The sequence below is a fragment of the Streptomyces sp. NPDC001443 genome (assembly GCF_053597355.1).
Map to the genome: position 1 here is coordinate 45,919 of NZ_JBSFIA010000018.1, position 24,776 is coordinate 70,694.

Consider the following 24,776-nt stretch of genomic DNA (forward strand, 5'->3'; position numbering starts at 1 on the left):
ATGCGGATGCTGGTCACGCTCGTGCACGAAGGCGGTGAGCCACAGGACGTCGTCGTCACTGCGGACGACACGGCCACGGCCGGCGATGTCGCCGAGGTGCTGGGAACGGCCGTGGGACGGGCCGCCCCGCCACCGGGCGGCATGCCGGGCAACGTCGTACCCATGCGCGGTACGTCACTGGCCCCGCCGCCCGGCTACGGGACGGCGGTGACCGGCGCGCTGTCCCTGTGGGCGGACGGCGTGCTGTGCGACCCGGCGGCCCCGGCGGCCGGTGTGCTGCGCGACGGGATGCGCATCTCCGTCGACGACGCGATAGGCCCGCTGCTGCGCAAGGGCGAGCCGGTCGGGCAGTACGAGCTGAGAGTGGCCGGCGGTCCCGCCGCCGGACGGGTGGTCCGGCTGGGCGTCGGCGTGGCCACGGTGGGCTCGGCGCCGACCTGTTCGCTGCCCCTGCCCGACCCCACGCTGCCGCCGGTCGCGCTGCGGCTGACCGTCGACCTCCAGAACAACACCACCCTCGCAGCGGAGAGCGGGGCCGAGGTCCTGCTCGACGACGAGCCGGTGACGGGCGGTGGAGCGGGAACGGCCGCAGCCGCCGGAAAACCAGGCAAGCCGGGCAAGGCTGCCAAGGGAGCCAAGGCGGGCAAGGCGGGGGCCGTCGGCAAGGCGGGCGGCGCGGCCGGTACGCCGTGGCCGCTCGGCGGCGTCGTCCGGGTCGGCGACTCGCTGCTCGTGCTCGACCGGGTGGCCGAGCCCGACGCCCACCTCTCCGCGATGAGCGAGGGCGGCCTCGCCTACAACCGTCCGCCCCGGCTGAACCCGCTGCGGCCCCGGCGGCGCATCGTCGTACCGCTGCCGCCGTCGAAGAACGAGCGGGCGCGCTTCCAGTTCATCATGGCCTTCATCCCGATGCTCTTCGGGCTGACCATGTACTTCGTCACCAAGCAGATCTACATGCTGCTGTTCTGCGCGATGAGCCCGCTGATGATGATCGGCCAGTGGTTCAGCGAGAACCGCGAGGGCAAGAAGAAGCACAAGACCTCCCTCAAGCAGTACAAGAAGGACCTCGCCGAACACCAGGTGGAACTGGCCCAGTTGGCCAAGGAGGAGCAGCGCGGCCGCCGCGAGGACAGCCCCGACCCGGCCGAACTCCTCCTCTTCGCCACCGGCCCGCGCCGCCGCCTGTGGGAGCGCCGCCTCACCGACCCGGACGCCATGCAGCTGCGCGTCGGCGTCGGCGGGCTGCCGTCCGACGTCGAGATGGTCATGGGCCGCGGCGGCACCTCGTACGACGAGGAGACCCCCGAACCGCCCCTCCTGCCCGACGTCCCGGTCACCCTGCCCTTCGCCCGGCTCGGTGTCGTCGGCATCGCGGGCGACCGGGCCCGCGCGCTGTCCACCGCCCGCTGGCTGAGCGTGCAGGCCGCCGTCCTGCACAGCCCCCGCGACCTCTCCCTCGTTTCGCTGTCAGCCACCCCGGCCGCCGGCTCCGACTGGCACTGGGCGCACTGGCTGCCGCACACCGACCCCGACCAGGGCCAGGACTGTGTCGCGCTGGTCGGCTTCGACTCCGAGGGCATCACCCGCCGCGTCAACGAACTGCTGGGCGAACTCGCCCGGCGAAAGGCGGCCCGCGAGCAGAACAACATGATGGGCCAGCTCTACCCGGACCCGAACATCCTCGTGGTCCTCGACGGCGCCCGCCTGCTGCGCCGCGTCCCGGGTGTGCCCCAACTCCTCACCGAGGGACCGCAGCACGGCATCATCGCCCTCTGCATCGACGAGGACGAACGGCTGCTCCCGGAGGAGTGCAAGGCCGTCGTCGCCTGGTCCCCGGACGTCGCCCACCACGTCCGCGTCCGCGGCTACGGCATGGAGGGCGTCGGCGACATCCTCGCCGACCAGGTCACCCCGGAGTGGTGCGAGCTGCTCGCCCGCTCCCTCGCGCCGGTGCGCGACGTCAGCCGCGACGACGCCGACAGCGCACTGCCCACCGCCGCCCGGCTGCTGACCCTGCTCGGCCTGCCCGACCCGACCGGCGCGGACGTGGAACGGATCTGGCGGGCGGGCGGCTCGACGACGTCCGCGCCGGTCGGCATCGCGGCCGACGGCACGTTCACCCTGGACATCCGCCGCGACGGCCCGCACGCGCTGGTCGCGGGTACGACGGGCGCCGGCAAGTCGGAACTCCTCCAGACGATCATCACCTCGCTGGCCCTGGCCAACCGGCCGGACGCCCTGAACTACGTCCTCATCGACTACAAGGGCGGCAGCGCCTTCATGGACTGCGCCCGGCTGCCGCACACCGTCGGCATGGTCAGCGACCTCGACGCCCACCTCACCGAACGGGCCCTGGCCTCGCTCGCCGCCGAACTCCACCGGCGCGAGAGGATCCTGTTCGACGCCGCCGCCAAGGACATCGAGGACTACAACGACACCCGCAAGCTCCGCCCCGAGCTGGAGCCGATGCCCCGACTGGTCCTGGTCATCGACGAGTTCGCGTCCCTGGTCGGTGAACTCCCGGACTTCATCGTGGGCCTGGTCGACATCGCCCGCCGGGGCCGTTCACTGGGCGTCCACCTCATCCTCGCCACCCAGCGCCCGGCGGGCGTGGTCAGCGCGGACATCCGGGCGAACACCAACCTCCGTATCGCGCTGCGGGTGACGGACGCCTCCGAGTCGACGGACATCATCGACGCCCCGGACTCCGGCGCGATCGCGAAGTCGACCCCCGGCCGCATGTACGTCCGCTCCGGCGCCCAGTCCCTGGTCGGCGTGCAGTCGGCCCGCATCGGTGGCCGCCGCCCGGCCACCGGGCAGACGGGCCCGAAGGCGACGCTGATCCCGTTGCAGTGGAACTCCTACGCCCGCCCCCTGCCCGAGCGGGAGGAGGCCGAGGACGACGGCACGATGGTCACCGACCTGGCGGTCCTCGTCGACGCGGTGCGCGACGGCGCGCAGCGGATGGGCTTCGGCGAGCAGCGCAGCCCCTGGCTGCCGCCGCTGGCGGCACTGGTGACCCTGGCGGAACTGGAGGCGTACGGCCCACCGGAGACCGCGGGCGCCCCCACGCAGGAGGACGTGGCCCCCGTCCCGTACGGTCTGATCGACCTGCCCGCGAAGCAGAGCCGCAAGCCGCTCTCCCTGGACCTGGTGCACGGCGAGCACACCCTGCTCCTGGGCGGCGCCCGCTCGGGCCGCTCCACCGCCCTGCGCACCCTCGCGGGCTCCCTGGCCCGCTCGACCTCCCCGCACGACGTGCACGTCTACGGCATCGACTGCGGCTCCAACGCCCTGCTGCCCCTGATGCGGCTGCCGCACGTCGGTGCCGTCGTCACCCGCGACGAGCCCGACCGGGTCCGCCGGCTCATCGACCGGCTGCTGGCGGAGATCGCCCGGCGCCAGCAACTCCTGGCGCTGGAAGGCGCGTCGAGCGCCGCCGAACAACGTGCCTCGGCCGCCCCGGAGGACCGCCTGCCCTGGATGGTGCTGCTCCTGGACAGCTGGGAGGGCTTCGCCTCCACCTTCGAGGCCTACAACTACGGCCAGTTGCTCGAAGCGGCCCAGCGGATCTTCCGTGAGGGTTCCGCGGTGGGCCTGAAGGTCGTCATGACGGCCGACCGCAGCGGGCTCAGCGGCCATGTCTCCTCCGCCTTCGCGGACCGGATGGTCATGCGCTTCGCCGACGCCAACGACTACTCCACGGCCGGCCTCCAGGCTCGCGAGGTGCCGAAGAACATGCCTCCCGGCCGCGCCCTGCGCATCACCGACACGGGCGTGGACGAGACCCAGATCGGCCTGCTCGCGCCCGAACCGGCGGGCCAGGCCCAGGTCAGGGCGCTGCGCGAGATCGCCGAGGAGGCACGCACCCGGCACGGCCGCATCCCGGCCGCCCGCCGGCCGCTGCGCGTGGACGCCCTGCCGACCCGCATCACGGCGGCCGAAGCCCTCGCCCTGGACCCGGACTTCACTCCGCCGTCCCCCCTGTGGGCCCTCGTCGGGGTCGGCGGCGACGAACTCCACCCCATCGGCATCGACCTGGAGGAGAACGGCCCCGGCTTCGTCATCGCGGGACCCCCGAAGTCAGGCCGCTCCACCCTGCTGGTGGCGGCGACCGAGTCACTGCTGCGCTCGGGCACCTCGGTGGTCCTGGTCGCCCCGCGCCGCTCGCCGCTGCGCGACCTGGCGGGCCGGGAAGGCGTCCTCGGTCTCCTCAACGCCGACAGCCGCGAGGACGATCTGGAGGAGTTGACGACCGCCGCCCCGAACGGCTCCTACGTCGTCGTGGTCGACGACGCCGAACTCCTCTACGACACCCGCCTCGACGAGGCCCTCGAAGCCGTCGTCCGCAAGGGCGCCGACGGCGGCATCGGCCTGCTCGCCGCCGGTGCGACCGACAGCCTCTCCGGCCAGTACCGAGGCTTCTCGGTCGAGGCCCGCAAGTCCCGCAACGGCCTGCTGCTGACCCCGCAGTCGCCTTCGGAGGGCGAGCTGTTCGGCATCCGGCTGCCGGCCAACAGCGGCGGCGGTCCGGCCGGCAGCGGCCTGTTCGTGTCCGGAGGTTCCTTCATGCCGGTGCAGGGCGTCATGAACGGCTGAGTGGCCCCGCCCCTCTCGAGGGCGGTGTCCCCGTCCCTCTTGAGGGTGGGGCTCCCCCTCGGGGGCGGATGTCCGCCTCAAGGGTGGTGTCCGTGAACGACCGGGGCGCCCGGCCCGGGATCCGCAGATCCCGGGCCGGGCGCCCCGGTGCATCGCGACAATCGCGCGGCTCGCCCGGAATCAGGTGGCGCGCTCGATGTTGTCGGCGCTGGTGTTCGCCGACTTGCTGGCGTCGTTCAGCGTGTCGACCCACTTCTCGAAGGTGGGCTTCACGTCGTGCCAGTCGTCACGGAAGCGGTCGGCCTTCGGACCCTTCCAGAAGCCCGTGCTGTCGGCAGTGGCCGCCTGGAGGTCCTTGATCAGGGCCTGAAGGTCGTTGGCCTTGCGCGCATAGAGCTTGGAGAGTTCCCGGAGCCGTCCGAGATCTGCACCGCGATCCATAGCGAATCCTCCCCGTGTAGTCGTCAGAAGCAAGCGGACTGTCCGTTTGCAACAGTGGACGCTACCGCACCATGCGCAGTTCCCGTCCAGAGCCGCCGAAGATGCGATCGTCCGGTGAACGCACCGTGTTCACCCCCGTTCATCCCGTTCCTCCGGGCCAGGGGGTTCACTCGGAACGAGCGTGCCGCGCCAGTATGCTGGGGCCCTTGAGAGACCGGGGGAGACTGCTATGGCGAATCCAGACATACAGGAACTCAACCAGCGGGCCAGTCAGTTGACGTCCCTGGCCGACCACATCGACTCACTGGTCGACTCGGCCAGGAACCACAGCACGACCGGGATGAAGACCTGGTCCGGCCCGAACGCGGACGACGTGCGCGGCAGGCTCAAGACCTGGACCACGACGTGCGGGACGGTCGCCAAGGCCCTGCGTGACGAGGCGCATCGGTGCACGCAGGACGCCAACGACCTCAAGGACAAAAAGAAGTAAGCGGTGAGAGCCGGCGCCGGCGCCGGCTTCACGGGAGGAATCCAGACCAGTGCCTTCGTACGACAGCTCCCGAGCCCGCTTCCGGCTGGCCGATCGTCATGTCGCCGTGTTCGCCCACCTCCTGGACGGGGAGACGCCTCCCGAGGAGCTGTGGGAGTCGCTGGTCGAGCTCCAGCGCGTCGGACTGGTCGGTGAGGAGGGCGAACTGGCCCCGGTGCTGCGCGACCTGCTCGGCGCCCTCGCCGACCCGATGGTGATGATCCAGGTGGAGGTCACCGGCGAGCACGGCGCGGTCAACCACGGTGTGGTCGTGGGCCAGGACGCCGTCATCTCCCACGACGGCTGGCCGGGGGAGGAGGAGTCCGAGTACGTCTCCATCGAACCCAACACCCTCGTCTGGGAGTTGGCCCGCAAGGTCAACCTGCACCGCGGCGAGAAGCCGCAGGAGGGTGCCCCCGAGGTCCGGATCGAGACGACGATGGCCGCGCTGGACGCCGCGTTCGTCGCCCTGGAGGAGCCCGGCCCGGACGACGACGCCACTCTCGCCCACGTCGGCAAGGTCCTGGTGGAGGCCGACGCGAGCCTCACGTCCCCGGCCCTGGAGCAGTTCCGCGACCTGGTCGTCGCCCTCAACGCCACCTGGCGCGTCACCACCGCCTGGGACGGCCTCCACGACGGCGAACGCTCCGCGATGATCCGCGCCCTCGCCGTCTGGGACTGCGGCCCCCTCGGCTACTGGATCCGCGAGAAGCCCGAGGAGCCGATCATGCCCGGCCAGGTCACCCCGGACAGCCCCCTCGTCCTCACCCTCTCCAACTCCGCGGAGGTCTGGGAGAAGCTCACCGACCTCCTCCCGGACAAGGAAGAACTCCTGATCGAAGCCGAGTAACAGCCCGCTCCCACCTCACAGCACATGAGGAACGTCAATCCCGAGGACCTCGACCACCTCGCGAAACTGCTCGACGGCCGGAGCGGAGTACGGGACAGGCTCGACGAGGCCTTCACCCGGGCCTCGCGCCTGGGCGTGGCCGCGGACCTGACCCCCCTCAAGCCCCTGCGCACCTGGATCCCCGACACATCCTCGGACCTGCGCCGACGGGCCGCCATCGCGAGGCTGGAGGACGGCGACCTCACGGCGGGCCTCAAGTGGGCCGGGTTCGACGCGAAGGACGTCGCCAGGGCGGCCGTCTATCTGAAGGCCCCCGGAGTCCTCCTCCTGGCCAACGCCCTGGCGGTCGGCGACGACCCCGGCACGGACGCGTTCCGGCGCAGGAGCGGTGAGTCCCTGGACGACTGGGTCGACCGCATGAGGGCACACGGCATCGCCGGCATCCCGGCACTCGAGCCGTACGAGCCGGAGATCGCCGAACTCATCGGCGACATCGGCGACGCCAAGTCCACGATCCGCCACGGAGGCCTGGCCGCCTTCCACGGGGCGAACCTGACCAAGATCTTGGTGGGGAACTCCGTGACCCAGGGCTACTTGAGCGGCCGAAAAATGTGGGCCGCGGATCTGCTGAAGCGGCTGCCGGGCCGATACTCCTGGGCCCCCGGGAAGTTCACCGAATGGGGTACCAAACTGGCCAAATGGGAGCCTCCGGTGCGATCTCTCGCCGCACCGGGTTCATGGCTTCCGGGGAAGCTGGCCGGTTTCGCCTCCCGTAACGGGACATACCAGGATGTCGCGCGGGTCCCGTTCGTCAACAGTCAGGTGTCCACCCGGGTGGGCGATGCCTTCGACGTCGTTCGCCGCAGCCAGGTCATGAACGACCGCCTCCTGTTCGGGATGAGCGGTAACAAGATCATTGACGGACTGGTCGGCTCGGACAGGCTTGCGCGGATGTACGGCGGCCTGACACATGCCGGAAAGATCCCGGGCCGTGCGGGAAACGCCAGCTACTGGAAGGTCGGCAAAAGCGTCTACCAGGACGCCCGGCTGTTCGGTAAGGGCCGCTTCGCCGCTGCTGGAGAAGGCTTCAGGGTGGCGGGCAGGATGGGCGGAGCCCTGCGGGCCGCCGGTGTCGCCGGTGGAGTGTTCGCCACGGTGTACAGCGGCGCCAACGTGTGGACCCAGGGGGATCCGAGACGCCATTTCGGCAGCAGGACCGAAGGGGCCAAGTACGTCGGCGACGTGAGCGAGACCCTGTTCAATGCGTCGCTGACAGCTGCCACGGTCGCTCCCAACCCGTTCACCATCGGTGCTGTCGTGGTGACTGGAGGGGTGTACGCGGGTGCCAAGGTCGTCGAGCACTGGGACGGCATCAAGAAAGGTGCCGGGAAGGTCACCGAATGGGCCGGTGGCAAGACGAAGGACTTGGGGAAGAGCGTCGCCAGGTCCAAAGCGAATCCCATGAACTGGTTCTAGCTTCAGGGAATCCCACGCCGAGCGGAGAATGAATGTCGAAGAGTTTTGAATTCGAGCTGGTGCCCGTTCATGACGGCCAGATCGCGAACGGGTATTCCGGGACCGTCGGAGAATTCGGCGGAGTGAGGGTGTACAGCCCGTCCGGCACGACCCTTGATGGCCCTCTGCGACAGGCAGTCGTGCAGGGTGATCAGTTTCCGGAGACTCTGTTCAGCGGAGGCAGCGGCGTCCTCCCCTCACTGGACGGGGGCTGGCTGAAGGTCGATCAGACGCTCGTCCGGATGGACCTCAAGGTCAAGGGCGTCCGCAGGGGCTCCCGCTGGCTGGAGATGACGTACTGCGAGCGCAGCTACACCTACACGTCCTTCGGGCCCATGAAACAGGCCCAGCTCAAGCGCGAGGGCGTGACCGTCACCATCGACCGCGGCCGCTACATCTCCAAGGTCGGCGGCACCCGGGTCGGCAAGGCCGAGGGCGAGGCCGACGCCACGGATCTCGCCATCGCGATCGTGCTGGAGGAGGTCGACAGGTCCGCCCTGACGACCAGCGGCGCCCTGCTGGCGATCCCGGCGAACTTCCTCTTCGGCCGGGGCCGGGACGAGGGGACACCGTGACCGCCGGTCAGAACCAGTTCATCGGATTCGCCTTCGACTTGGCGATGCTCTTGCCCAGGTCGCTCGCCTTGTCGCCCACCCAGTCGGCCGCCTTGCCGGCCCCCTTGGTGATGTCGTCCCAGTGCTCGACGACCTTGGCGCCGCCGTAGATCAGGCCCGTGCCGACGGCGAGGCCGATGGTGATCGGGTTGGGGGCGATCATGGCCGCGGTGAGGGACGCGTTGAAGCCGACCTCGGCGACGTCGGCGACGTAGCCCGCGCCGTTGCGTTTGAAGGCCTCGACCGGATTGCCCTGCGAGATGACGTTGGCGGCGCTGAACCCCGTCGACACGACACCGCCGACGATGCCCGCGCCACGCAGGAACCCGGCGGTCTTGGCGGCGGCCCCGAAGCCGGCACGCAGGGCGCCCGTGTCGCCCGCCGCGCTGGAGGCGTTGGAGAAGACCTTGACGAGGCTCGCGCCGCCGGCCCGGGTGACCGGCGTCCCCGCGTGGCTGAGCCCGCCGAACGTCTTGGCCACCTCGTCGGAACCGACCACGAAGTCGATGGCGTTGTTGAGACCGAAGCTGCGCATGAGGGGCGTGCTGCGCACCCAGTTGTACGCGTTGCCGATGAGGTCGCCGCGCACGCCGCCGGACATCGGGATACGGCTGGCGTTCTGGTACAGGGAGCTGCCGGAGGCCAACCGGCCGAGCTGCCCGGGCAGCCAGCTGCCGGGCGCACTCAGGGAGCGGATCTTCGGCGACCACTTGATGAGGCCGTTTCCGGCCGAGCGTATGAGTCCGCTGTCGGAGCCGCGCAGGACGACGCCGAGCCGGGTCTTCCAGACGCGCAGAGCCCCGCCCTTCAGGGAGTTGCCCAGCAGCACCTTGGTGAGCGAGGCTCCCTGGATGGTGACGAATGACGTGGCGGTGGTGACGGCGCCCCAGTCGCCGTACAGGCCGATCATGGTGGCGATCGTCTCTTCGTGCGGCTCGAGCCCCGGTATCTCGGAGATCGCGTGCGCCTTGAGCCGGTCGAGGTAGTCGGCGAGGGATTCGTCCGGGCGGCGCTTGAAGACGTCGGCGCCCGGGTCGTCGCTGGCGGCCACCGAGTTGGCCAGCAGCATCTCGTCGGGCGAGAGCCCCTTGTACGCCTCGATGTCCTTGGCGCTGAAGCCCGCCCAGCGCAGGCCCGCCTCCGGATCCCCGCTCTCCAGCCGGGCGTAGATCGCCCGCTTGCGCAGATCGGGAGCCGTGTCCTTCACCCATGAACGCATCGGGTTGAGCGAGGCGAGTTTGCTGGAGACACCGAGCCGCGATGCCCGGGTGAACGCCTCGTCCAGCTTGTCCTGCACACCACCGCGGCCGTCCAGCAGCTTGGCGAGCTGGTCGAGATCGTCAGGATTGACGTTCCGCATCCCCATGCTTCATCCCCCTAGAACACTTCAACGCGGACCGGCGAGGACGGTCGCGAGTCGGCGCACCATGATACGGGCGGGGTGGTGAGGGTGAAGGGACTCAGGTGTGTTGAAGCGGTGCGATAGCGAACACGCAATGCCAGAAGCCAAGTTGCCGCACAGCGCAACTCGCCGCCGTCCGATGTGAGGCCAGTTGGGCTCAGTGATCGCCGATGAGCGCGAACGCGAAGGCCAGACGCCGGTCGACCCAGCCGGCCCGTACGCTCACCTGGCCGTCGCCCTCCGAGACCATCACCACCTGGTCCTGTGAACGCCACTCCAGCGAGCGCGACTTGGCGGGCTGGTCGCCGCCTTCCGCGCCCAGGTCGCCGATGGCGTTGAGCACACCGCCGAGGAATTTGCCCGCCACCCGGCCCGCGATCTCCTTGGCGTCCCCGCCCGCCCACTCGTTGCGCCCCACGATCTCCGGGTGCCCCGGCTGGTCGATGCGCCAAGTGTGCTTGAACGGGCGGCGCTTGGGCGGTACGCGGGTGAGGGTCCCGATGGCCTGCCCGGCACCGTCACGCACCACGTGCCGCTGTTCGCCGTGGACGTCGACGGCCGGCTCGACGTAACAGAGCAGCTTCTGGGCGTAGATGTCCTCGTACAGCGTGTGTTCGGGGAGCGAGGGCAGGCCTGGCCGCTGGGTGTACGTCATTCCGAGAAAGGCGCAAGGGGCGAGCACGCGCAGGTCCTTGGACCCACGCGCCACGCGCACGGCCGGCGGGCCTCCCGACGCACGGCTGCGCTTGACCGTGACCGGTCGTTCCACCGAGGAGACGACGAACGTCTGGACGTCCGACCAGCCGACCTGCTCAACCGGCGGCTCCTGCGCCTGCTGTCTGCCTCTGCCGAACACCACATCAGCCTCCCTGCCCGCGCCTCACGCCCCGACGGCTCGACTGTACCCAGGCGTGCCCACGGCGACAGCGCGCGGGGAAGCCCCTCCGGGGCGACCGGGCGGCAGGGCTCAGAACCAGTTCATCGGGTTCGCCTTCGACTTGGCGATGCTCTTGCCCAGGTCCCCGGCCTTGTCGCCGACCCACTTGGCAGCTGTGTCCGCACCCTTCTTGATGTCGTTCCAGTGCTCCACGACCTTGGCCCCGACATACACCGCTCCGAAGCCCACGGCGAGGCCGATGGTCACCGGGTTGGGCGCGATCATGGCCGCGGTCATCGAAGCGTTGAAACCGAGCTCCGCGACATCGGCGACGTAACCGGCACCGTTGCGCTGGAAGGCCTTGACGGGGTTGCCCTGGGCGACGACGTTCGCGGCGCTGAACACGGTCGAGGCCGCGCTGCCGGCGATACCCGCCCCGCGCAGGAAGCCGCCGACCTTGCTCGCGCCGGCCAGGCCCTTGCCGAGTGACGCGGTACGGCTGAACCCCAGCCCGCGCGCCTTCGAGTAGATGTTGCCCGTCACCTCGACCAGGCTGGCGTTGCCGGCGCGTGAGACCGCCTGGCCCGAGTGGGTGAGGCCGCCGTACCGCCTGGCCAGGCTGTCGGACCCCACCAGGAAGTTGATCACCCTGTTGGCCGAGATGCCCTTCCAGACAGGGGCCTTCATGATGCTCGTCCCGCGGAGGGCGTCGTACGCCTTGCCGGTCCACTCGCCGATCTTCTGGTCGGTGCCGGGGATCTTCATGGCCCACTGGCCGAGTCTGCTCGGGAACCAGCTTCCGGGCGCACTCAGGGACCGGATCCCCGGTTCGTACGCCAGGACCTTGCCGCCCGACCAGCGGAGCAGGCTGTTGTCGGAACCCCTCAGAGCCAGACCGATCCGGTCCTTCCAGGGCGTGAGCACGTTCTTCTTGAACGAGTTGCCGACCAGGATCCTGGTGAGGGAAGTCCCCTGAATGGTGATGGTGGCGGTGGTCTCCGTGGCCGTCTTCCAGTCCCCGTACAGGTCGACCACCGTCATGATCGTCTCTGCGTGGGGCTTCAGTCCCGGTATCTGCTCCAGGGCATGGGCCTTGATTCTCGATATCCAGTCGTTCAGCGATTCGTTCGACTTGCGTTTGAAGGCGTCCGCCTCCGGATCGTCGCTGGCCGCAACGGAGTTGGCGAGGAGGATCTCGTCAGGGGTGAGGCCTTCGCCGTCGTGCTCCTTCAGATACTTCTTGATGTCCGCCGAACCGAACCCGGCCCAGCGGACCCCGGCTTCCGGGTCGCCGCTCTCCAGGCGGGCGATCGCAGCACGCTTGCGCAGATCGGGGGCGGTATCACTCACCCAGCTCCGCATCGGCTTCAGTGCGGCCAGGTGGCTGGTGACGCCGAGTCGCCCGGCTCTGCTGAAGGCTTCGTCGAGATTGTCCTGCACACCACCCCGCCCGTTCAGAAGTCCCGCGAGATGCTCGAGATCATCCGGATTGACCGTCCTCACGATCTGTCTCCCCAACTGTGAAAGCCATGGTGTCGCCGATCGGCCGCGGAGACGGGTGGCGGCGCGGCAGGCGCGAACGGCTGCACCACCCCCTGCCGGACAGGCCCTACTTGTCCCCCACGAGAGCGAAGGCGAACGCCAGCCGGCGGTCCAGCCAGTCCGCCTGGACCGTGATCTTCGCGCTCCCCTCCGAGGTCATGACGGTCTCTTCCCCGGACCGCCACTCCAGTGCGCGGGCCTTGCTGTTCGACTGGCCGTCGTCGCCCGTGTAGAAGATGTTGTCCACCGCCTCGAAGGCCGCGCGGATGGCCAGCCGCGCGACGACCTGGCCGCCGCTTCCGCTGGCCCACTCGTTGCGCCCCACGATCTCCTGCCGGCCGGGCTGCTCGATGCGCCACGTGTGCTTGAAGGGCCGCTTGGGCGGGACACGGCGCAGCGTCCCGATGACCTCACCCTGTCCGTCGCGCACTACGTGGTGCTGCTCCCCGTCCAGCTCCTGGGGTTCCTCGACGTAGCACAGCAGACGTCGGGCGTCGGCGTCCTCGTAGAGCGTCAGCTCGGGACGCGACGGCAGGTGTGCGACGGAGGCCGAACCGAGGAAGGCACACGGAGCCAGAACAGGCAGGTCCTCGGATCCCGTCGGTACGCGGACCGCGGGCTTCCCCCACCCCGACCGCGGGCGCTTGGGCGATTTCGGGCGTTCCACCGAGCCGATGACGAACTCCCGGACGTTCTCCCACGCGACCGGCTCCACGGGGGGTTCCTGTGCCGCCGCTGCCTTGCTGTTCCTGGCGAACGCCACTCCTGCCTCCATGGCTGAGCTCCACTACGGACGACAGGACTCTACCGAGCCGCTGTTCTCAGCCTTTTGGTGCGGGGGGCGAACCACGACCGCCCGGCGCGGAGTTCGCTACGTGCGCTCCAGCACCACTCGGGTGCGGTAGTCGACCTCCGCGACCCGCCAGGTGTCTCCGGTGATCTCCACGACGGCGCCCGGGACCAGGTCGTCGTACTCCACGCCCGGCCCGTCCTCGCTGCTGACCTGGATCCGGCCGTGCACGGAGGGCTTCGCGAAGATCGTCGCGACGATCCGGTGAGCGCGGCCCTCGTGTTCGACGGTGTACGGAATGTGATAGCGGAGCACCCAGCGCCCTTCGAACTCGAAGGGGTACTTGACGTGCGGTCGTTCCGGCTGGGGTTCGGGCTCGGTCACTGCACTCACCTGTCGGGCCTCAGGGGACATCGAACGCCTCGGGTCCCTGGAAGTACTCGTTGAATTGGTCCTGCGTCACGGTGATCGGCGGATACCCCTTCACGCCCCAGGGGTTACCCAGGATGATCTTCCCGTCGTCGGTGAAGCCGCGCACGTAGTAGGCGTGGTTGCTGTGATACGTGCTGCCCCATTCCTTGGGATGGTTCTTGTCCAGGTCCTCGTCGTCCGGCGTGGAGACGGTGACGACCTTCCCGGAGTCGAAGGCCTTCTTCAGCGAGCCGATGTCCTTGTCGTCGTGCTTGCCGAGGCCGAGGAAGCCGCCGGACTCCAGGTCGTCGCCCTCCTTGCCGGTCAGGTAGGGGGCGGACTTCTTCGGGTCGTCGCCCTCGATACCGCCGTACCCGCGCTCGCCGTCGCCGTCGTCCGAGTAGACCAGCGCGAAGGCCTTCTCGTAGTACGCCGGCCAGGTCTCGCCGTTGCCGTACGTGCTGATCGGGTTGCCGTTCTGGTCGGTCGGCAGGTCGGCGGTCATGGTGACCCACTGGTAGTTGCCGCTCTTGTCCCAGACTCGGACGCTGACGGTGCCGTTCGGGTTCTGCCTGATCCCGTCCTGGACGAACTTGGGGTCCTTCTGCGCCAGGCCGGCCAGCGAGGCGACGTACCAGCAGTCGCCGAACTGGTTCTGGTTGACGTCGTCGGCCGACACCCCGTCCTGGAACAGCGGGTCGGAGGGCGGCGCCCAGTGGATGCCGTTGTTGGTCTGGCCGTTCTGGTTGTTGCCGCCGCTCTCGTACGCCCCCGTGTTGGTGAACGTCGGCTGCGTACCGGGGAAGGCAGCCTGGAACTTGCCCACGTTCTCCGGACTGATCTTGGACAGCATCAGGCCCAGGGTGGCTCGCCGTCCGTCCTCGGGCAGGCCGTTGTCGTCGAACGGGTTCCAGCCCGAGTCGTCGGTGTTGCTGACCAGTTGGTTGTAGAAGGCGAGGTCCTTCGGGGACGCCTTCGTCATCAGCGCGTCCAGCTCGGCGCCGGTCAGACCGTCCAGCTCACCGGAGACCTTCTCCAGGTCGTCACGGTTGCCGTCCATCCCGAAGTCCTTGCCCTGCAGGGCCTGGAGGTCGCGCAGCGCGTCGTCGATCTTCTGCGCGTCCGGCGGCGACTCGTCCAGGAAGACCATGCTGTCGTTGACCGGGTAGCCGCGCTTCTCCAGCTCCTGCAAGCCCTCCAGCTGCTTGATCCGGTGCTTCATCGACGTCTGCATGTCGGAGAGCTCGCCGCCGAGGGAACCGGGCAGCCGCCTCCGGCCCACACCGAAGATCGACGGCATCGGGATCACATCGCCGACCAGGTCCTGGAGCTCGGGGTCCCGGGAGGCGTTCTGCCCCGAGGGGAGGTTCTGCTGGGCGGTGGTCAGGACGGTCGCGAGCCGGGAGTGCAGCTTTCCGGAGTTCTGGGAGAGCGCGTCCAACTGGTTCGCGAGCGCCGTGAGTCCCGTCGCGTCGAAGCCCCGGAACACCATCAGTGACCGCCTCCCGCCGCCGACTTGGCCTTGTCCTTCTCCTTGGCCTGTCGGTCCAGCTCGTCCGCCTGCGACTCCCAGCGCGTGGCGTCCGCGAGCAGCGCCGTACCCATCCGGTTCAGGCTGCGCTGCCGCTGCTGAAGGGTGGCGGTGGACTCGTCGGCGAACGGCCCCTGCCAGATCGCGCCCTTGTCACCCCCGGTACGGAACGAGGCCGCGCGCGGCGTGGCCTTCCTCACCGCGTCGTCGAGATACGGCCCCAGCTCACGAGCGAGCGACCGCGCCTCCCGCGCGCACCCGCGCAACTGCTCCGCCCGCCGCTTCAGGTCGGCGCCGTCGCCCCCACCACCGTCGTTCGTGACCGCCATGTGTCACACCTCCCCCGTCGACTGCTTTTGTTCAGCTATGTCTGAAACTGAATGCAGGCAGCATCGCTGTGCAGCATACGAGGGGCCCTACGGCCCATGAGCCGACGAGTGGGAAGTGCTTTTGACCGTTACAGGGTCACCACATTCGACCGCTCACCGCGCCGGGCCCGAACGGAGCCGCGAAGGCTTCGACGACGTGCGGACGCGATGACGACGAACGAGACCAAGGCCGCGGAAACCAGCACGACGGCGACCGTCAAGGGCAGCGCGACGGAGGAGTGGTGCACGACTGCGGCGCGGTGCGCGGACGTCCCCGCGCTATACCGGGAGCCGTCCGACGCGGAGTTGCCGTCACCGTAGACGGCGATCTCCCGCCACGGCTCGACCAGCCCGTGGACCCACCGGGCCGAGCGCGTCCCGACGCCCTGCGCGGCCTCCTGCCCCCACTGCGCCACGGCGTACAGACCACACACGACACCGAGCCCCAGCAGAACGCCGGGAAGCGCGTACCAGTCGGCTCGCGGATGCGCGATCGGGAACGAGGAACGTGCGGTCCGTGAGGTCGGCGCCATCCGATGCTGCGGCTGCTGATGCATGGCTCGATTCTGGGAGCACGTCCGGGACTTGTCCTGAGTACGGCTACTCATTCGGCCAAGCGATCGAATCCGGCTGACAGCCTGGGATTTGCTGCCGCTCATGCGACGGCTGGGTAGGGTGCATCCGGTCGAGGGGGAGGGACATGACAACCGACGGGAAAACGCCGAAGGTGGACAACCCGGAGCGGGAGCGGCTGAAGGAGCTGAAACGCGACCTGCAACGAGAACGCGCCGATCTGGTGGGCGCGTTGAAACAGGCCGAGAAGGACATCGGCGACGGCGGCCGGGACTCGGCGAAATCATGGGTCGGCAAGAACGCCGACACCTGGCACGGCGAGGTGGCCGGCCACCGCAAGGTGGTGCGCGCCCGCATCGACAAGGTGCTCGAAGACATTCAACGTGAGATCGACACCATGCCGGAGAAGGTCACAGCCGAGGAAGCCACGTCCATGAACCGGAACAGACGCATGTACTGAGCCGAGGACCGAGCAGGCCAAGGATCGGACAACGAAGTTCGGCAGAAGCTCAAAAGTCTGGCTACAGCATTCGGTCAATACGCCCACAAAGAGGCAAGGTGCGACCTCTCGTCCAAGCTGCCGGGCTGAGATGTGAGTCTGTCTTGGCTGCGACAGACCCATTGACCCGGCTACGATCACCGTTCCTGGCTAGCCCGATAAGCGTCGACCCGCAACTGAAACCTGCATCAGCCCAGTTCATCGGCACGGGGGTTGAGGATTCTGTTCAGGACATCTGATACAAGTCCGGATGTTGTCAATTCTGTTGTATTGATCTCTTCGAAGATGAGAGACAGTCCCAGGTCGACCGCGTCAGCGTTTCCGGTCACGGCGCCGAAACTGCTCATCCCCTTCCCTGTCGTGCTGATTCCGCGCGTCACTGTAACGATGACGCCCGGACGACTAAGAGTTGAGCCTTTGTCGAAACCGATGACGGAATATTCGTACGATCGGCCGTGATGGCTGAATCTCAGAGCTCGCGAGGTGTTGCGGATGGCCTTGCTATTGAATGTGATTGGTACAGGTTGGCCGTTGACGCTCAGCCTTGCGCTCCTCAGGGTGGGGCGACCCGGCCCGACCGTGCGGTACTCAATTTCCGGCATTAGCTCGCCCTGGAGGCTGACTGTCAGCTGGTCGAATCCTGTCCGCGGCGATCGTTTTCGACGTTCCTTGGTGACGGTCACCTCTCCAAATGCTTCGATGAACGCTTTGCGACTGTTTTTTTCCTTGCGGGAGAATGGGTGCAGTTCGAACTGAAATTCTGTCATGAATCTTCTCCTTGAGGGCATTCTTTTGTGCGTTTTATAGCCAGTTCATGGGATTGACGGCTTTGGCGGAACTCTTAACGCTGCTCGCAAGACCGCGTGCCGTCTCTGATACCTTTTCTCCGGCCCAGTGTGTGGATCTTCTCATTCTTTCCCTGATCTTGCCTCGATGTTCGATGGCCTTTGCTCCTCCGTAGATCAGGCCAGTTCCGATTGTTGCTCCAATGCTGATCGGGTTAGGGGACACCATGGCCCATGTCAAGGAGGCGTTGAAGCAGGATTCCGCCACATCGGCGACGTAGCTGGCGCCTTTTTCTTTGAAAGCATTGATAGGGTTTCCCTGCGCCCAGACATTAGCGAAGCTGACTCCTGTCGAGAAGGCGCTTGCTCCGATGCCTGCGACACGCAGGAAACCGCCGGTCCTGATGGCCGCACCTAGCCCTTTAAGGAATGGTGATGCTGTCTTTCCTGCTGCGATGACAGCAGGTCGAGAGTTGCCCAACGTCTGTACGTATGAGGCAGTGCGGAAAACTCTGAAGAGATTGGCGTGGCCAGCGCGTGCGGTCCACGCACCTGAATGAGTCTGTGCGCCGTACTTTGCGGCCAAGGAGTCAGATCCGACGATGAAGTTGATTCCGCTTCTGGCAATGGGTGAGCGCACGAGCGGCAAGGAGCGAAAGCTGTCCCAAGCCTGAGCGAAGAGATTGGCCCGCTGGGACGTGGTGAAGGGGATCTGGCTCACATTTTGGTACAGCGCGCTTCTGGAAAAGTAATTTCCTAGCTGTCCGGGTAGCCAGCTGCCTGGTGCGCTGAGAGAACGAAGTTCACCAGCGGGAAGTTTTCCTAAGGCAGTGCCGATCCGCGAGCGGGCGGCACTGGCTCCATCTGCTCTCCACCAGGGAGATTCAATGCCTTGACGGAGTGATCCGTGGTACCAAGAGTTCTTGAATAAGACGGTACCCAGTGAGGCGCCAGACACAAGGGTGGCCCCGCCGATCTTGATCACCCCTGTGACATCGCTGACGTCATTGAAGAAAGTTTCGATGTTATCTTCACCGATTTTCGCCCCACCTGGTGCCTTGGCCAGATAATGAGCCCCGATACGTGTCAGCCAATCGCTGTATGTCTCCCGATGGCCGCGCACGAAAACTTGATCCTCTCGAGCCAAGCCCGCCCGCTTGCGAAGGTCGGGCGCAGTCTCTGCGACCCATGAGCGCATCGGCCTGAGGGGGGCCAACTTCTCCGTAACGCCGAGGACTGATGCCCTGGTGGCCGCCTCGTCGAGCTTGTTGGCCAGGCTGCCTCTCCCGTCCAGAAGCTTGGCTAGCTGGTCGAGATCGTCGGGGTTTACCATGCGCATTCTGGCTGTTCTCCATGGCGGGAGGGTCTTCACTGCGGGGTGTGCTCGCGTGTGAGAGTTACCTGGCGGATGTCGTCATGGGCGCTCGCCGCGATGTCCTGCCGACAGATTTGTGCTCGGCGTTCCTGTCCGCGATCGCCTAGCGGTTGACCGCCTGAATTTCCTGCACGGTTACATCCTGAGTGCTTCCGAAAGTGCCATCAGGAAGGGCACCGCCCGCTCCACCTGTTCCGGTCCAGTTGATCCGCCACGTAATGGTTGCCCGCAGCTTGTATGGCCCGGTGCCAGAGGAGCGGAGGTATCTGATGCCACACGGGGGAGTCTCGTCGGCCCTGCCCTTGGCGTAGGGCTGGCCGATCGTGTTGCCCACGCCGAGTGCGCAGATACCGGAAGCCGGATACGTCGCGGCATCACCGGTGCCTGGTTCGAGCATGAGCGAGACCGGCTTCGCAGTCGTCGTTGCCTGGAGGTTGAGACCGGCGGCTCGGAGGGTGGCAGTCACAGAGACTTCTCTGAACTCGGCCTTGTCGAGCCATGCCCAGGTGGGGAGATTGACCTTGGTTCCGCCGGCCGGCGCGAGGGTGAGCTTGGTGTCCGGCAGATGGAGCCTGTTGTACGCGAGCCCAGCGAGCACCTGCGAGGTGACGGCTTGGGGGACATCAGGGGTATCACCGGTCTCGACCCAGAACGGCGCTCTGTCGCAGGCTTGAGCTCCGGGTTCCATCCACCGGTTCTCGTCACGGACGGCTACCCACCAACTGCCCTCGTCCGCCTTGTCGAGGTTGTAGTTCTGGTACTGGCCGTCCTTGTAGGTGTTACGGAACTCGCCGAGGCTGGACTTGGCATAGTTCGCCTGACCTGGAGCGTTGATGGTCTCGTCGTACATGCGCTCGACGTGCGTCGAGAATTCCTGGGCGCTCCGCGGCTCGTACCAGCAGGCCGGCGGCCTCCACCCGTCTACGGGTGTCACGTTCCCGGCGTTGCTGTCACTGCTCCCGGCTGTGCTGCCGGAGTATCTGACCACGGATACGAGGTCGCTGCCGCTTCTGCTGCCGCTCGAGACGAGTACGGCGCCGTTCGCCTTGCCTGATGGGTCCCAGCCTGCCACTGCCGTGCTCGGAATCAAGGCGCAGACTCCGGTCAGGACGCCCACGACGACCGACTTGCTTCGCCGTGTCAGGGCGTACACGACTTGTTCCCTCGTTCAGATTCGAGCTTCGTGGTCTGCCAGACACCTTGTGCGGACTTCTTCAGGCGTGTGCTGTACACGACGTAGGAGTCGTTCGAGGCGGGCGTCTCGTCGACCCTCTTCGTCTTTCGGTCTTTGTTGAAGGCCTTGCTCTCGTCTGAGCAGTAAGTCACGGCCGCCGATTTCTCATCGAAAATCATGATTTTCGGCGCGTAGTAGCGAACTGTGCCGGTGAAGGTCGATCCGGAGTCGACGATCGACTTCACCCAGTCCTGGCTGCCCGCGAGCGCTGAGTCTGCTTGGTAGAGCTTCAGCCCCGGGTCCTCGGGATCTCCCTTGACGACAGCGTGTGTGACAGCGGTCTGGGCCCGCCCGGCGTCCGTGAGGATTGCATCCTTGACCGTGTCGCCGGTCCTCCAGCCTACGAAGGCTTCTGTGATGTCGCTCGGGAGTGTCAGGTCTGGGTGGCCGATGGCAGATGCAGGGGCCGGTGATGCTGAATTCGTCGCGCTCTGTTGGGCCCCTTCGATCTTGTCGTTGCCCTTGGGTGAGTCGTTTCCGTTGCCGCACGCAGTCAGCAACATGGTGGTGGTTGCGGCAAGCGCGACAGCAGCGGGCAAAGAGCGGCGGTTCATGGTCGACTCCCGGTGAGATGAGGGGTAAGCCAAGGGAATTGCCGGGCGGCCTTTAGAGATCGGGGGCGGATCGCGTCCGACTATGCGTGCAATCACGTGCCCGACCGACAATCACGCTTCGTTTCCAGATTCAGGGAGTTGGCTGCTTGTGGTCCTTCGCGGACTGATCGCACTTGTGAGCTTCCTGGTGCAGTGATTCAGCGACGTGTGCGCACTTCGATCGCCAGGCTTTCAGCTCGCCCCGGACGCGGTCCGCATGTGGTCCTGACCAAGTTTTCATGGTTGTGGTGACGAACTTGTGCGGCGCGTCTGCGATCGCTGCGATGTCCGCCGCCAGAGCGCGCAGTTGGGCCGCTCGATGCGTGAGTTGCTGGCTGTTGAGGTCAGCCAAGGTGGTTCCTCGTTTCGTGCAAATCGCTTATCGCCAAGCCGGTGCGTACGCTTCTGCCGCGGCGCGACTCGGAACAGCCCGGCCCCATGGTGGTCTGTTCTCCATCACGCGCCAGCGGCACGGCGGCGAATGTCGGACGCGTCGTTCGTGGGGCAGGCGCACATGGGCTTGACCGGTGCTAACTGGTGACTGGCGTCGAGGTGGGACGATCGCGCACCCCTGCGAGCGGGATCGTCGGGGTCGCGAAGGCAGTGCGTGGGGGGTGGTGTTTCACAGTTGGCTCTCCGATGGACGGCAGTCCAGTTCAGTCCGCTCTGAGCAACGCCGGGTGGGGTCAGCAGCCATGCGTCAAGGCGGTCCGAAAGGCGGGCAACTTGGAGCTTAGTGGGGTGAAATGCATGTGCCAGAGCTGCTGTTGCCGCAGCCTTGGATGGATTCTGGCCATGGAGGACGCAAGGTGCCTTGCTGGCTGGGGGATCGGCCTCGGTTGGCTGGAGGTCGACTTCACACGTAAGAGGGACGGGCCGGAGAGAGGGCTGTCTGGGAGGGCGAGGTGTGTTGCCGTGTCGGCCCTCGGGCGCTGGGGCGAGCTCGGTAGGGGGGAGGGGGCGCGGCGGCTTTCGAGGTTTGCCTGTGCATTGGCGTGTTCGTGGGTAGTTGTGTGAAGGGGACTTCACGAACTTCACGGTGTCGCATCAGTCCAGTCGTGAACTTGGTGCTCGATTCGCCCCACGTGGGATCATCCCTGGGCAAGCCGATCACCTATCTCTGAGGACGAGCGCCATGCTGACCACACGACAGAGGGCCGCTACGGCAGGCCTTCTCGCTGCCGTCGCCTTCTCCGTGGCCGGTTGCAGCAGCGATTCGGGCCACGACTCGGTCAGCGACAAGATCAAGGGCGCCGGTTCGGGCGAGAGCGCTTCCGCTTCGCCGACCGCCTCCGCTTCCGTCGCTGCCGAGAAGAACGCGCCGACGTTCGCCTTTCCGTCTGACATCAAGGCGAACGTCGAGAGGGACTCCACTGCGGACGCTGTCAAGGACGCCGTCCTGCGGGACGTCGCGTACTCGGCCCAGGCCCGCCTGGAGGCCTTCGCCAAGGGAACTGGCCGGACCGCGAACATGAATCGGTACTTCGCGGCGTCCGCGCTCACGTACTGGACCGAGCGGGTCGCGACCGTGAAGAAGGACGGCCTGACCGTCTCGGGCGAATACCGGTTCTACGGTTTCGAGGTCACGGACGTCGCGAACGGCAAGACCGCCGCGGTCCGGTACTGCGAGGACCAGAGCAAGGGGTACAGCAAAGAGATCAAGTCGCAGAAGGTGCTGCACACGGAGCCGAGCGACCAGGACTTCATCCTGTACACGCTTCAGGCGTCGAAGGACGCCGCCGGTGACTGGCAGGTGCAGCGGCAGAGTTGGAAGAAGGGGGACGCGTCATGCGTGCACGGATAGGAGCAAGGGCTGCTCGCCCGGTTCTCGGGGCAGCTGTGGCCGCGAGCCTCGTTGTGGCTGTGGGGGCGGGGTTCCCGGCATACGCGGGTGACGGGCAGGTCGGCGGCGGCACCGGCACGACCGACAACACCAACACCAACACGGACTCCGGCGCCGACTCCGGTGGCGGCACCATCGGTGCGCACATCCAGATCAAGCAGAGCAAGCCCGGCTCGGGCGGTGACAGCACCACCGCCACCTCGTCCAACGCCAACTGGAAGCCTCCGGTGTGCTGGTACGAGCCGATGTACACCTCGGACGAGTACGAGGAGTTCATCAAATCCGCGTACAACGGCGCCCAAGAGCCTGCGGCGAGCTATGCCAAGAAGCGGGACGGGGAGAAGTACCACAAGGGCGATGACGGTCTGTGGTGGCAGGTGAAGTTCCGCAACGACGACTACACCACCGCGTGTCCGGTCACGACCGACAACTGGGAGATCTGGGTCCCGCCGGCCGACCCGGCGCCTGACCCCAACAAGCTGACGCCGGAGATCCTCTCCCAGTTGGCCTACAACTCGACCAAGCTGCCGAAGCCGCCCGTGGTGCTCAGCCCGGGTGTGGACCGGCTCGTGGTGAACCTGGGTACGCGGGTGAAGTTCGCGGGGGACTTCGACCGGGTCTGGACGACCGCGAGCATCGACTACAAGGGCGTCCGGATGGCGGCGACCACGGTCGCCACCCCGATCGCGCTCCAGGTGGACGCCGGCACATCTGACGCCGACCCGCAGACCTGCACGTACGACCTGGTCAAGGGCAAGGGCGGGTACACGGTCGACAGTGCGGACGCCGGTTGCAATGTCACGTACCGCCGTTCCTCCGGTGACGGCACCTACCCGTTCAAGGCGTCGATCACCTGGAAGGTCACCTGGACCGACTCGGACGACCCGGACGGGCCGGCGCGGCAGCCGGGGCTGCCCGACGGGCTGTCGACCATCGAGCAGGACGTGACCGTGCACGAGATCCAGGCCGTCAACCGGTAAGGAATGCGGAGAGCACGTGGCCTCTTCGCCTTGGGCGAGGAGGCCCGTTCGTGTGACAGCCGCGTTCGAGTCGTAGGCCCGAGGTCGACCGGAGAGTCAGGCCGAGCCCTCGGTGAACAGGTCTTCGACGGTCGTGGCGGTGACTGCGTTGGTGAGCCACGTCCCGAGGATGTCGAGGTCCGTACACGTGGTGATCCGCTCACGGGCGTGCTCGGGGACCTCGATGCCGCGAGTGGCGAGGATGAGGAGGATGGCGTCGGACCGGCCTTCGGACCGGCCTTCGGACCGGCCTTCCGCGCGCAGGCGCTCAGAGGTCTCGGAGCGGAAGAAGGAGAGATCGACGGACATCAGTTGCCTCCAGGTCTCGGCCGCGGGGGCGGTGCCCAGGCCGAGTTCGGTGAGCTCGGCGAAGATCCTCGCGGTCTCCTCGTCGATGGTCTTCAGAGCGGTGGCCAGGGCCTTCAGTATGGCAGGAGCATTCGGATCCTTACCATGCGTGACCGCGCTCAGGGTCGCGAGCGGGATATCCCGGGCCGCGGCGGACGGATCGGTGATGGCGGGCACGTTGTGCGGCCCGAGGACGAGTGCCCGCAGGGTGAGCGCGGGCCACTGGGAGGGACCGATGGTGAAGGGTCTTGCCGCCCATTCGGCTGTCGTCCTGTCCTGGCAGGTCACGAGGAGGACCGGTGGGAGGCGGTACTTCGCGTAGAGGTGCGCCACGTAGTAGGCCCAGGCGGCGGGTTTGCCGGGGTCCTTCTTGCCCTGCGCCTCGACGATCAGCAGGTGACTCTCGCCCGACGCTGTGTCGATCTTCAGGAGGGTGTCCACCCGCCGTTCCGTGGGTCTGGTCTCCGTGAGGTCCGTGGGCATCAGGGAGACGGCAACCGGGTCGGGGAAGGGGAGGTCGAGGGCCCGGAACGTGCGGGCGAAGACCCCCGGGTCCTCCTGGAAGATGCGATGCATCGCCTCGTGGGATGAGCTGACCATGCGGGGGACGCTAGGGCGGTGGGTCGGGATGCGATTGGCATATGACGGGGGTTCACTCGGTGGGGTGAGTTGGGGTGGGGGCGACGCGGGGCCGGTGTTCGGCTCGACGGGTCGTGGGTGAATCGTGCGGGCCCCATGACCGGGTGGTGACAAACGGTCTGCATTCTTGTGAGATCGGCAATATGACGGGGCGGCAACGGATTCGCAGCCGCACACCGAGCGGGAGTTGTCGAAGATCCGTGCCCAACTGGGCTGCTGTGGGCGGGCGTTGCAGTTTGACAAGGGTGGGCTGGGCGGGTCTTGGGGGTGCCGACTCGCCTTGAGGGGCTTATGTGCGGCTGATACCGTGCGAGCGCCTGACACTCGGCCTCGCTTCGTCCGACTGCTCGACCGGGGAACCGTGTTCGGTACGTCCCGCATACGGGACGACGGGGAGAG

The 24,776-nt window shown here is 67.3% G+C and carries 24 protein-coding genes; 9 read left to right on the plus strand and 15 right to left on the minus strand.

Features of this window, described 5'->3' with window-relative positions:
* Complete coding sequence (locus ACWC24_RS19995) at window positions 1–4,599, plus strand: FtsK/SpoIIIE domain-containing protein (protein ID WP_450664157.1); 4,599 nt, start codon at window positions 1–3, stop codon at window positions 4,597–4,599.
* 180 nt (window positions 4,600–4,779) lie between these two features.
* Here ACWC24_RS19995 and ACWC24_RS20000 read toward each other — a convergent pair whose 3' ends face one another.
* The gene (locus ACWC24_RS20000) at window positions 4,780–5,040 is read right to left on the minus strand and encodes a WXG100 family type VII secretion target (RefSeq protein ID WP_152885541.1); all 261 of its coding nucleotides are present in this window, start codon (window positions 5,038–5,040) and stop codon (window positions 4,780–4,782) included.
* A 229-nt stretch (window positions 5,041–5,269) separates the two neighbouring features.
* On the opposite strand from ACWC24_RS20000, the gene ACWC24_RS20005 reads away from it, so the two are divergent.
* From ACWC24_RS20005 to ACWC24_RS20020, 4 genes are all read left to right on the plus strand, one after another.
* Window positions 5,270–5,530, plus strand: coding sequence for a hypothetical protein (locus ACWC24_RS20005; RefSeq protein ID WP_450664158.1), 261 nt, complete (start codon window positions 5,270–5,272; stop codon window positions 5,528–5,530).
* A gap of 49 nt (window positions 5,531–5,579) precedes the next feature.
* Window positions 5,580–6,419 (plus strand): hypothetical protein, encoded by an 840-nt coding sequence (locus ACWC24_RS20010; RefSeq protein WP_450664159.1) that lies wholly within the window; start codon window positions 5,580–5,582, stop codon window positions 6,417–6,419.
* A 24-nt stretch (window positions 6,420–6,443) separates the two neighbouring features.
* The gene (locus tag ACWC24_RS20015; RefSeq protein ID WP_450664160.1) at window positions 6,444–7,895 is read left to right on the plus strand and encodes a PE-PGRS family protein; all 1,452 of its coding nucleotides are present in this window, start codon (window positions 6,444–6,446) and stop codon (window positions 7,893–7,895) included.
* A gap of 281 nt (window positions 7,896–8,176) precedes the next feature.
* Window positions 8,177–8,509, plus strand: coding sequence for a hypothetical protein (locus ACWC24_RS20020; protein ID WP_450664161.1), 333 nt, complete (start codon window positions 8,177–8,179; stop codon window positions 8,507–8,509).
* Window positions 8,510–8,516: 7 nt separating this feature from the next.
* On the opposite strand, the gene ACWC24_RS20025 is transcribed toward ACWC24_RS20020, so the two are convergent.
* From ACWC24_RS20025 to ACWC24_RS20035, 3 genes are all read right to left on the minus strand, one after another.
* Complete coding sequence (locus ACWC24_RS20025) at window positions 8,517–9,908, minus strand: PE-PGRS family protein (protein WP_450664252.1); 1,392 nt, start codon at window positions 9,906–9,908, stop codon at window positions 8,517–8,519.
* A gap of 199 nt (window positions 9,909–10,107) precedes the next feature.
* A complete protein-coding gene (locus ACWC24_RS20030; RefSeq protein WP_450664162.1) occupies window positions 10,108–10,809 on the minus strand; it encodes a hypothetical protein in 702 nt (233 codons plus the stop codon).
* A 108-nt stretch (window positions 10,810–10,917) separates the two neighbouring features.
* Window positions 10,918–12,177: a PE-PGRS family protein gene (locus ACWC24_RS20035; RefSeq protein ID WP_450664163.1), complete on the minus strand. Its 1,260-nt coding sequence runs from the start codon at window positions 12,175–12,177 to the stop codon at window positions 10,918–10,920.
* A gap of 30 nt (window positions 12,178–12,207) precedes the next feature.
* On the opposite strand from ACWC24_RS20035, the gene ACWC24_RS20040 reads away from it, so the two are divergent.
* A complete protein-coding gene (locus ACWC24_RS20040) occupies window positions 12,208–12,351 on the plus strand; it encodes a hypothetical protein (protein WP_450664164.1) in 144 nt (47 codons plus the stop codon).
* An 85-nt stretch (window positions 12,352–12,436) separates the two neighbouring features.
* On the opposite strand, the gene ACWC24_RS20045 is transcribed toward ACWC24_RS20040, so the two are convergent.
* The 5 genes from ACWC24_RS20045 to ACWC24_RS20065 form a co-directional block, all read right to left on the minus strand.
* Complete coding sequence (locus ACWC24_RS20045) at window positions 12,437–13,144, minus strand: hypothetical protein (RefSeq protein WP_450664165.1); 708 nt, start codon at window positions 13,142–13,144, stop codon at window positions 12,437–12,439.
* 96 nt (window positions 13,145–13,240) lie between these two features.
* The gene (locus ACWC24_RS20050) at window positions 13,241–13,543 is read right to left on the minus strand and encodes a hypothetical protein (RefSeq protein ID WP_450664166.1); all 303 of its coding nucleotides are present in this window, start codon (window positions 13,541–13,543) and stop codon (window positions 13,241–13,243) included.
* A 19-nt stretch (window positions 13,544–13,562) separates the two neighbouring features.
* A complete protein-coding gene (locus ACWC24_RS20055) occupies window positions 13,563–15,062 on the minus strand; it encodes a C2 family cysteine protease (protein ID WP_450664167.1) in 1,500 nt (499 codons plus the stop codon).
* On the minus strand, window positions 15,062–15,430 hold the full coding sequence (locus ACWC24_RS20060) for a hypothetical protein (protein ID WP_450664168.1): 369 nt from the start codon (window positions 15,428–15,430) through the stop codon (window positions 15,062–15,064). Before ACWC24_RS20060 ends, ACWC24_RS20055 begins: the two co-directional genes overlap by 1 nt.
* Window positions 15,431–15,558: 128 nt before the next feature.
* Window positions 15,559–16,026: a hypothetical protein gene (locus ACWC24_RS20065; protein ID WP_450664169.1), complete on the minus strand. Its 468-nt coding sequence runs from the start codon at window positions 16,024–16,026 to the stop codon at window positions 15,559–15,561.
* A gap of 143 nt (window positions 16,027–16,169) precedes the next feature.
* Between ACWC24_RS20065 and ACWC24_RS20070 the strand changes: the two genes are divergently transcribed.
* Complete coding sequence (locus tag ACWC24_RS20070) at window positions 16,170–16,502, plus strand: hypothetical protein (RefSeq protein WP_450664170.1); 333 nt, start codon at window positions 16,170–16,172, stop codon at window positions 16,500–16,502.
* Between the two features lie 227 nt (window positions 16,503–16,729).
* On the opposite strand, the gene ACWC24_RS20075 is transcribed toward ACWC24_RS20070, so the two are convergent.
* From ACWC24_RS20075 to ACWC24_RS20095, 5 genes are all read right to left on the minus strand, one after another.
* Window positions 16,730–17,308, minus strand: coding sequence for a hypothetical protein (locus tag ACWC24_RS20075; RefSeq protein WP_450664171.1), 579 nt, complete (start codon window positions 17,306–17,308; stop codon window positions 16,730–16,732).
* A gap of 34 nt (window positions 17,309–17,342) precedes the next feature.
* The gene (locus ACWC24_RS20080) at window positions 17,343–18,665 is read right to left on the minus strand and encodes a PE-PGRS family protein (protein WP_450664172.1); all 1,323 of its coding nucleotides are present in this window, start codon (window positions 18,663–18,665) and stop codon (window positions 17,343–17,345) included.
* 139 nt (window positions 18,666–18,804) lie between these two features.
* Window positions 18,805–19,854, minus strand: a complete 1,050-nt coding sequence (locus ACWC24_RS20085) for a hypothetical protein (protein WP_450664173.1) — start codon at window positions 19,852–19,854, stop codon at window positions 18,805–18,807.
* Entirely contained in the window at window positions 19,842–20,489 is a 648-nt protein-coding gene (locus ACWC24_RS20090; RefSeq protein ID WP_450664174.1) for a hypothetical protein, read from the minus strand. Before ACWC24_RS20090 ends, ACWC24_RS20085 begins: the two co-directional genes overlap by 13 nt.
* Before the next feature lie 130 nt (window positions 20,490–20,619).
* Window positions 20,620–20,880 (minus strand): hypothetical protein, encoded by a 261-nt coding sequence (locus tag ACWC24_RS20095; RefSeq protein ID WP_450664175.1) that lies wholly within the window; start codon window positions 20,878–20,880, stop codon window positions 20,620–20,622.
* 783 nt (window positions 20,881–21,663) lie between these two features.
* Here ACWC24_RS20095 and ACWC24_RS20100 point away from each other — a divergent pair.
* On the plus strand, window positions 21,664–22,332 hold the full coding sequence (locus ACWC24_RS20100; protein WP_450664176.1) for a hypothetical protein: 669 nt from the start codon (window positions 21,664–21,666) through the stop codon (window positions 22,330–22,332).
* Between the two features lie 59 nt (window positions 22,333–22,391).
* Window positions 22,392–23,351 carry a hypothetical protein gene (locus tag ACWC24_RS20105; RefSeq protein WP_450664177.1) on the plus strand — a complete coding sequence of 320 codons (960 nt, stop codon included), beginning with the start codon at window positions 22,392–22,394 and terminating at the stop codon, window positions 23,349–23,351.
* 96 nt (window positions 23,352–23,447) lie between these two features.
* Here the strand turns inward: ACWC24_RS20105 and ACWC24_RS20110 are convergent, their stop codons facing one another.
* Window positions 23,448–24,338, minus strand: coding sequence for a hypothetical protein (locus tag ACWC24_RS20110; RefSeq protein WP_450664178.1), 891 nt, complete (start codon window positions 24,336–24,338; stop codon window positions 23,448–23,450).
* Between the last annotated feature and the right edge of the window lie 438 nt (window positions 24,339–24,776).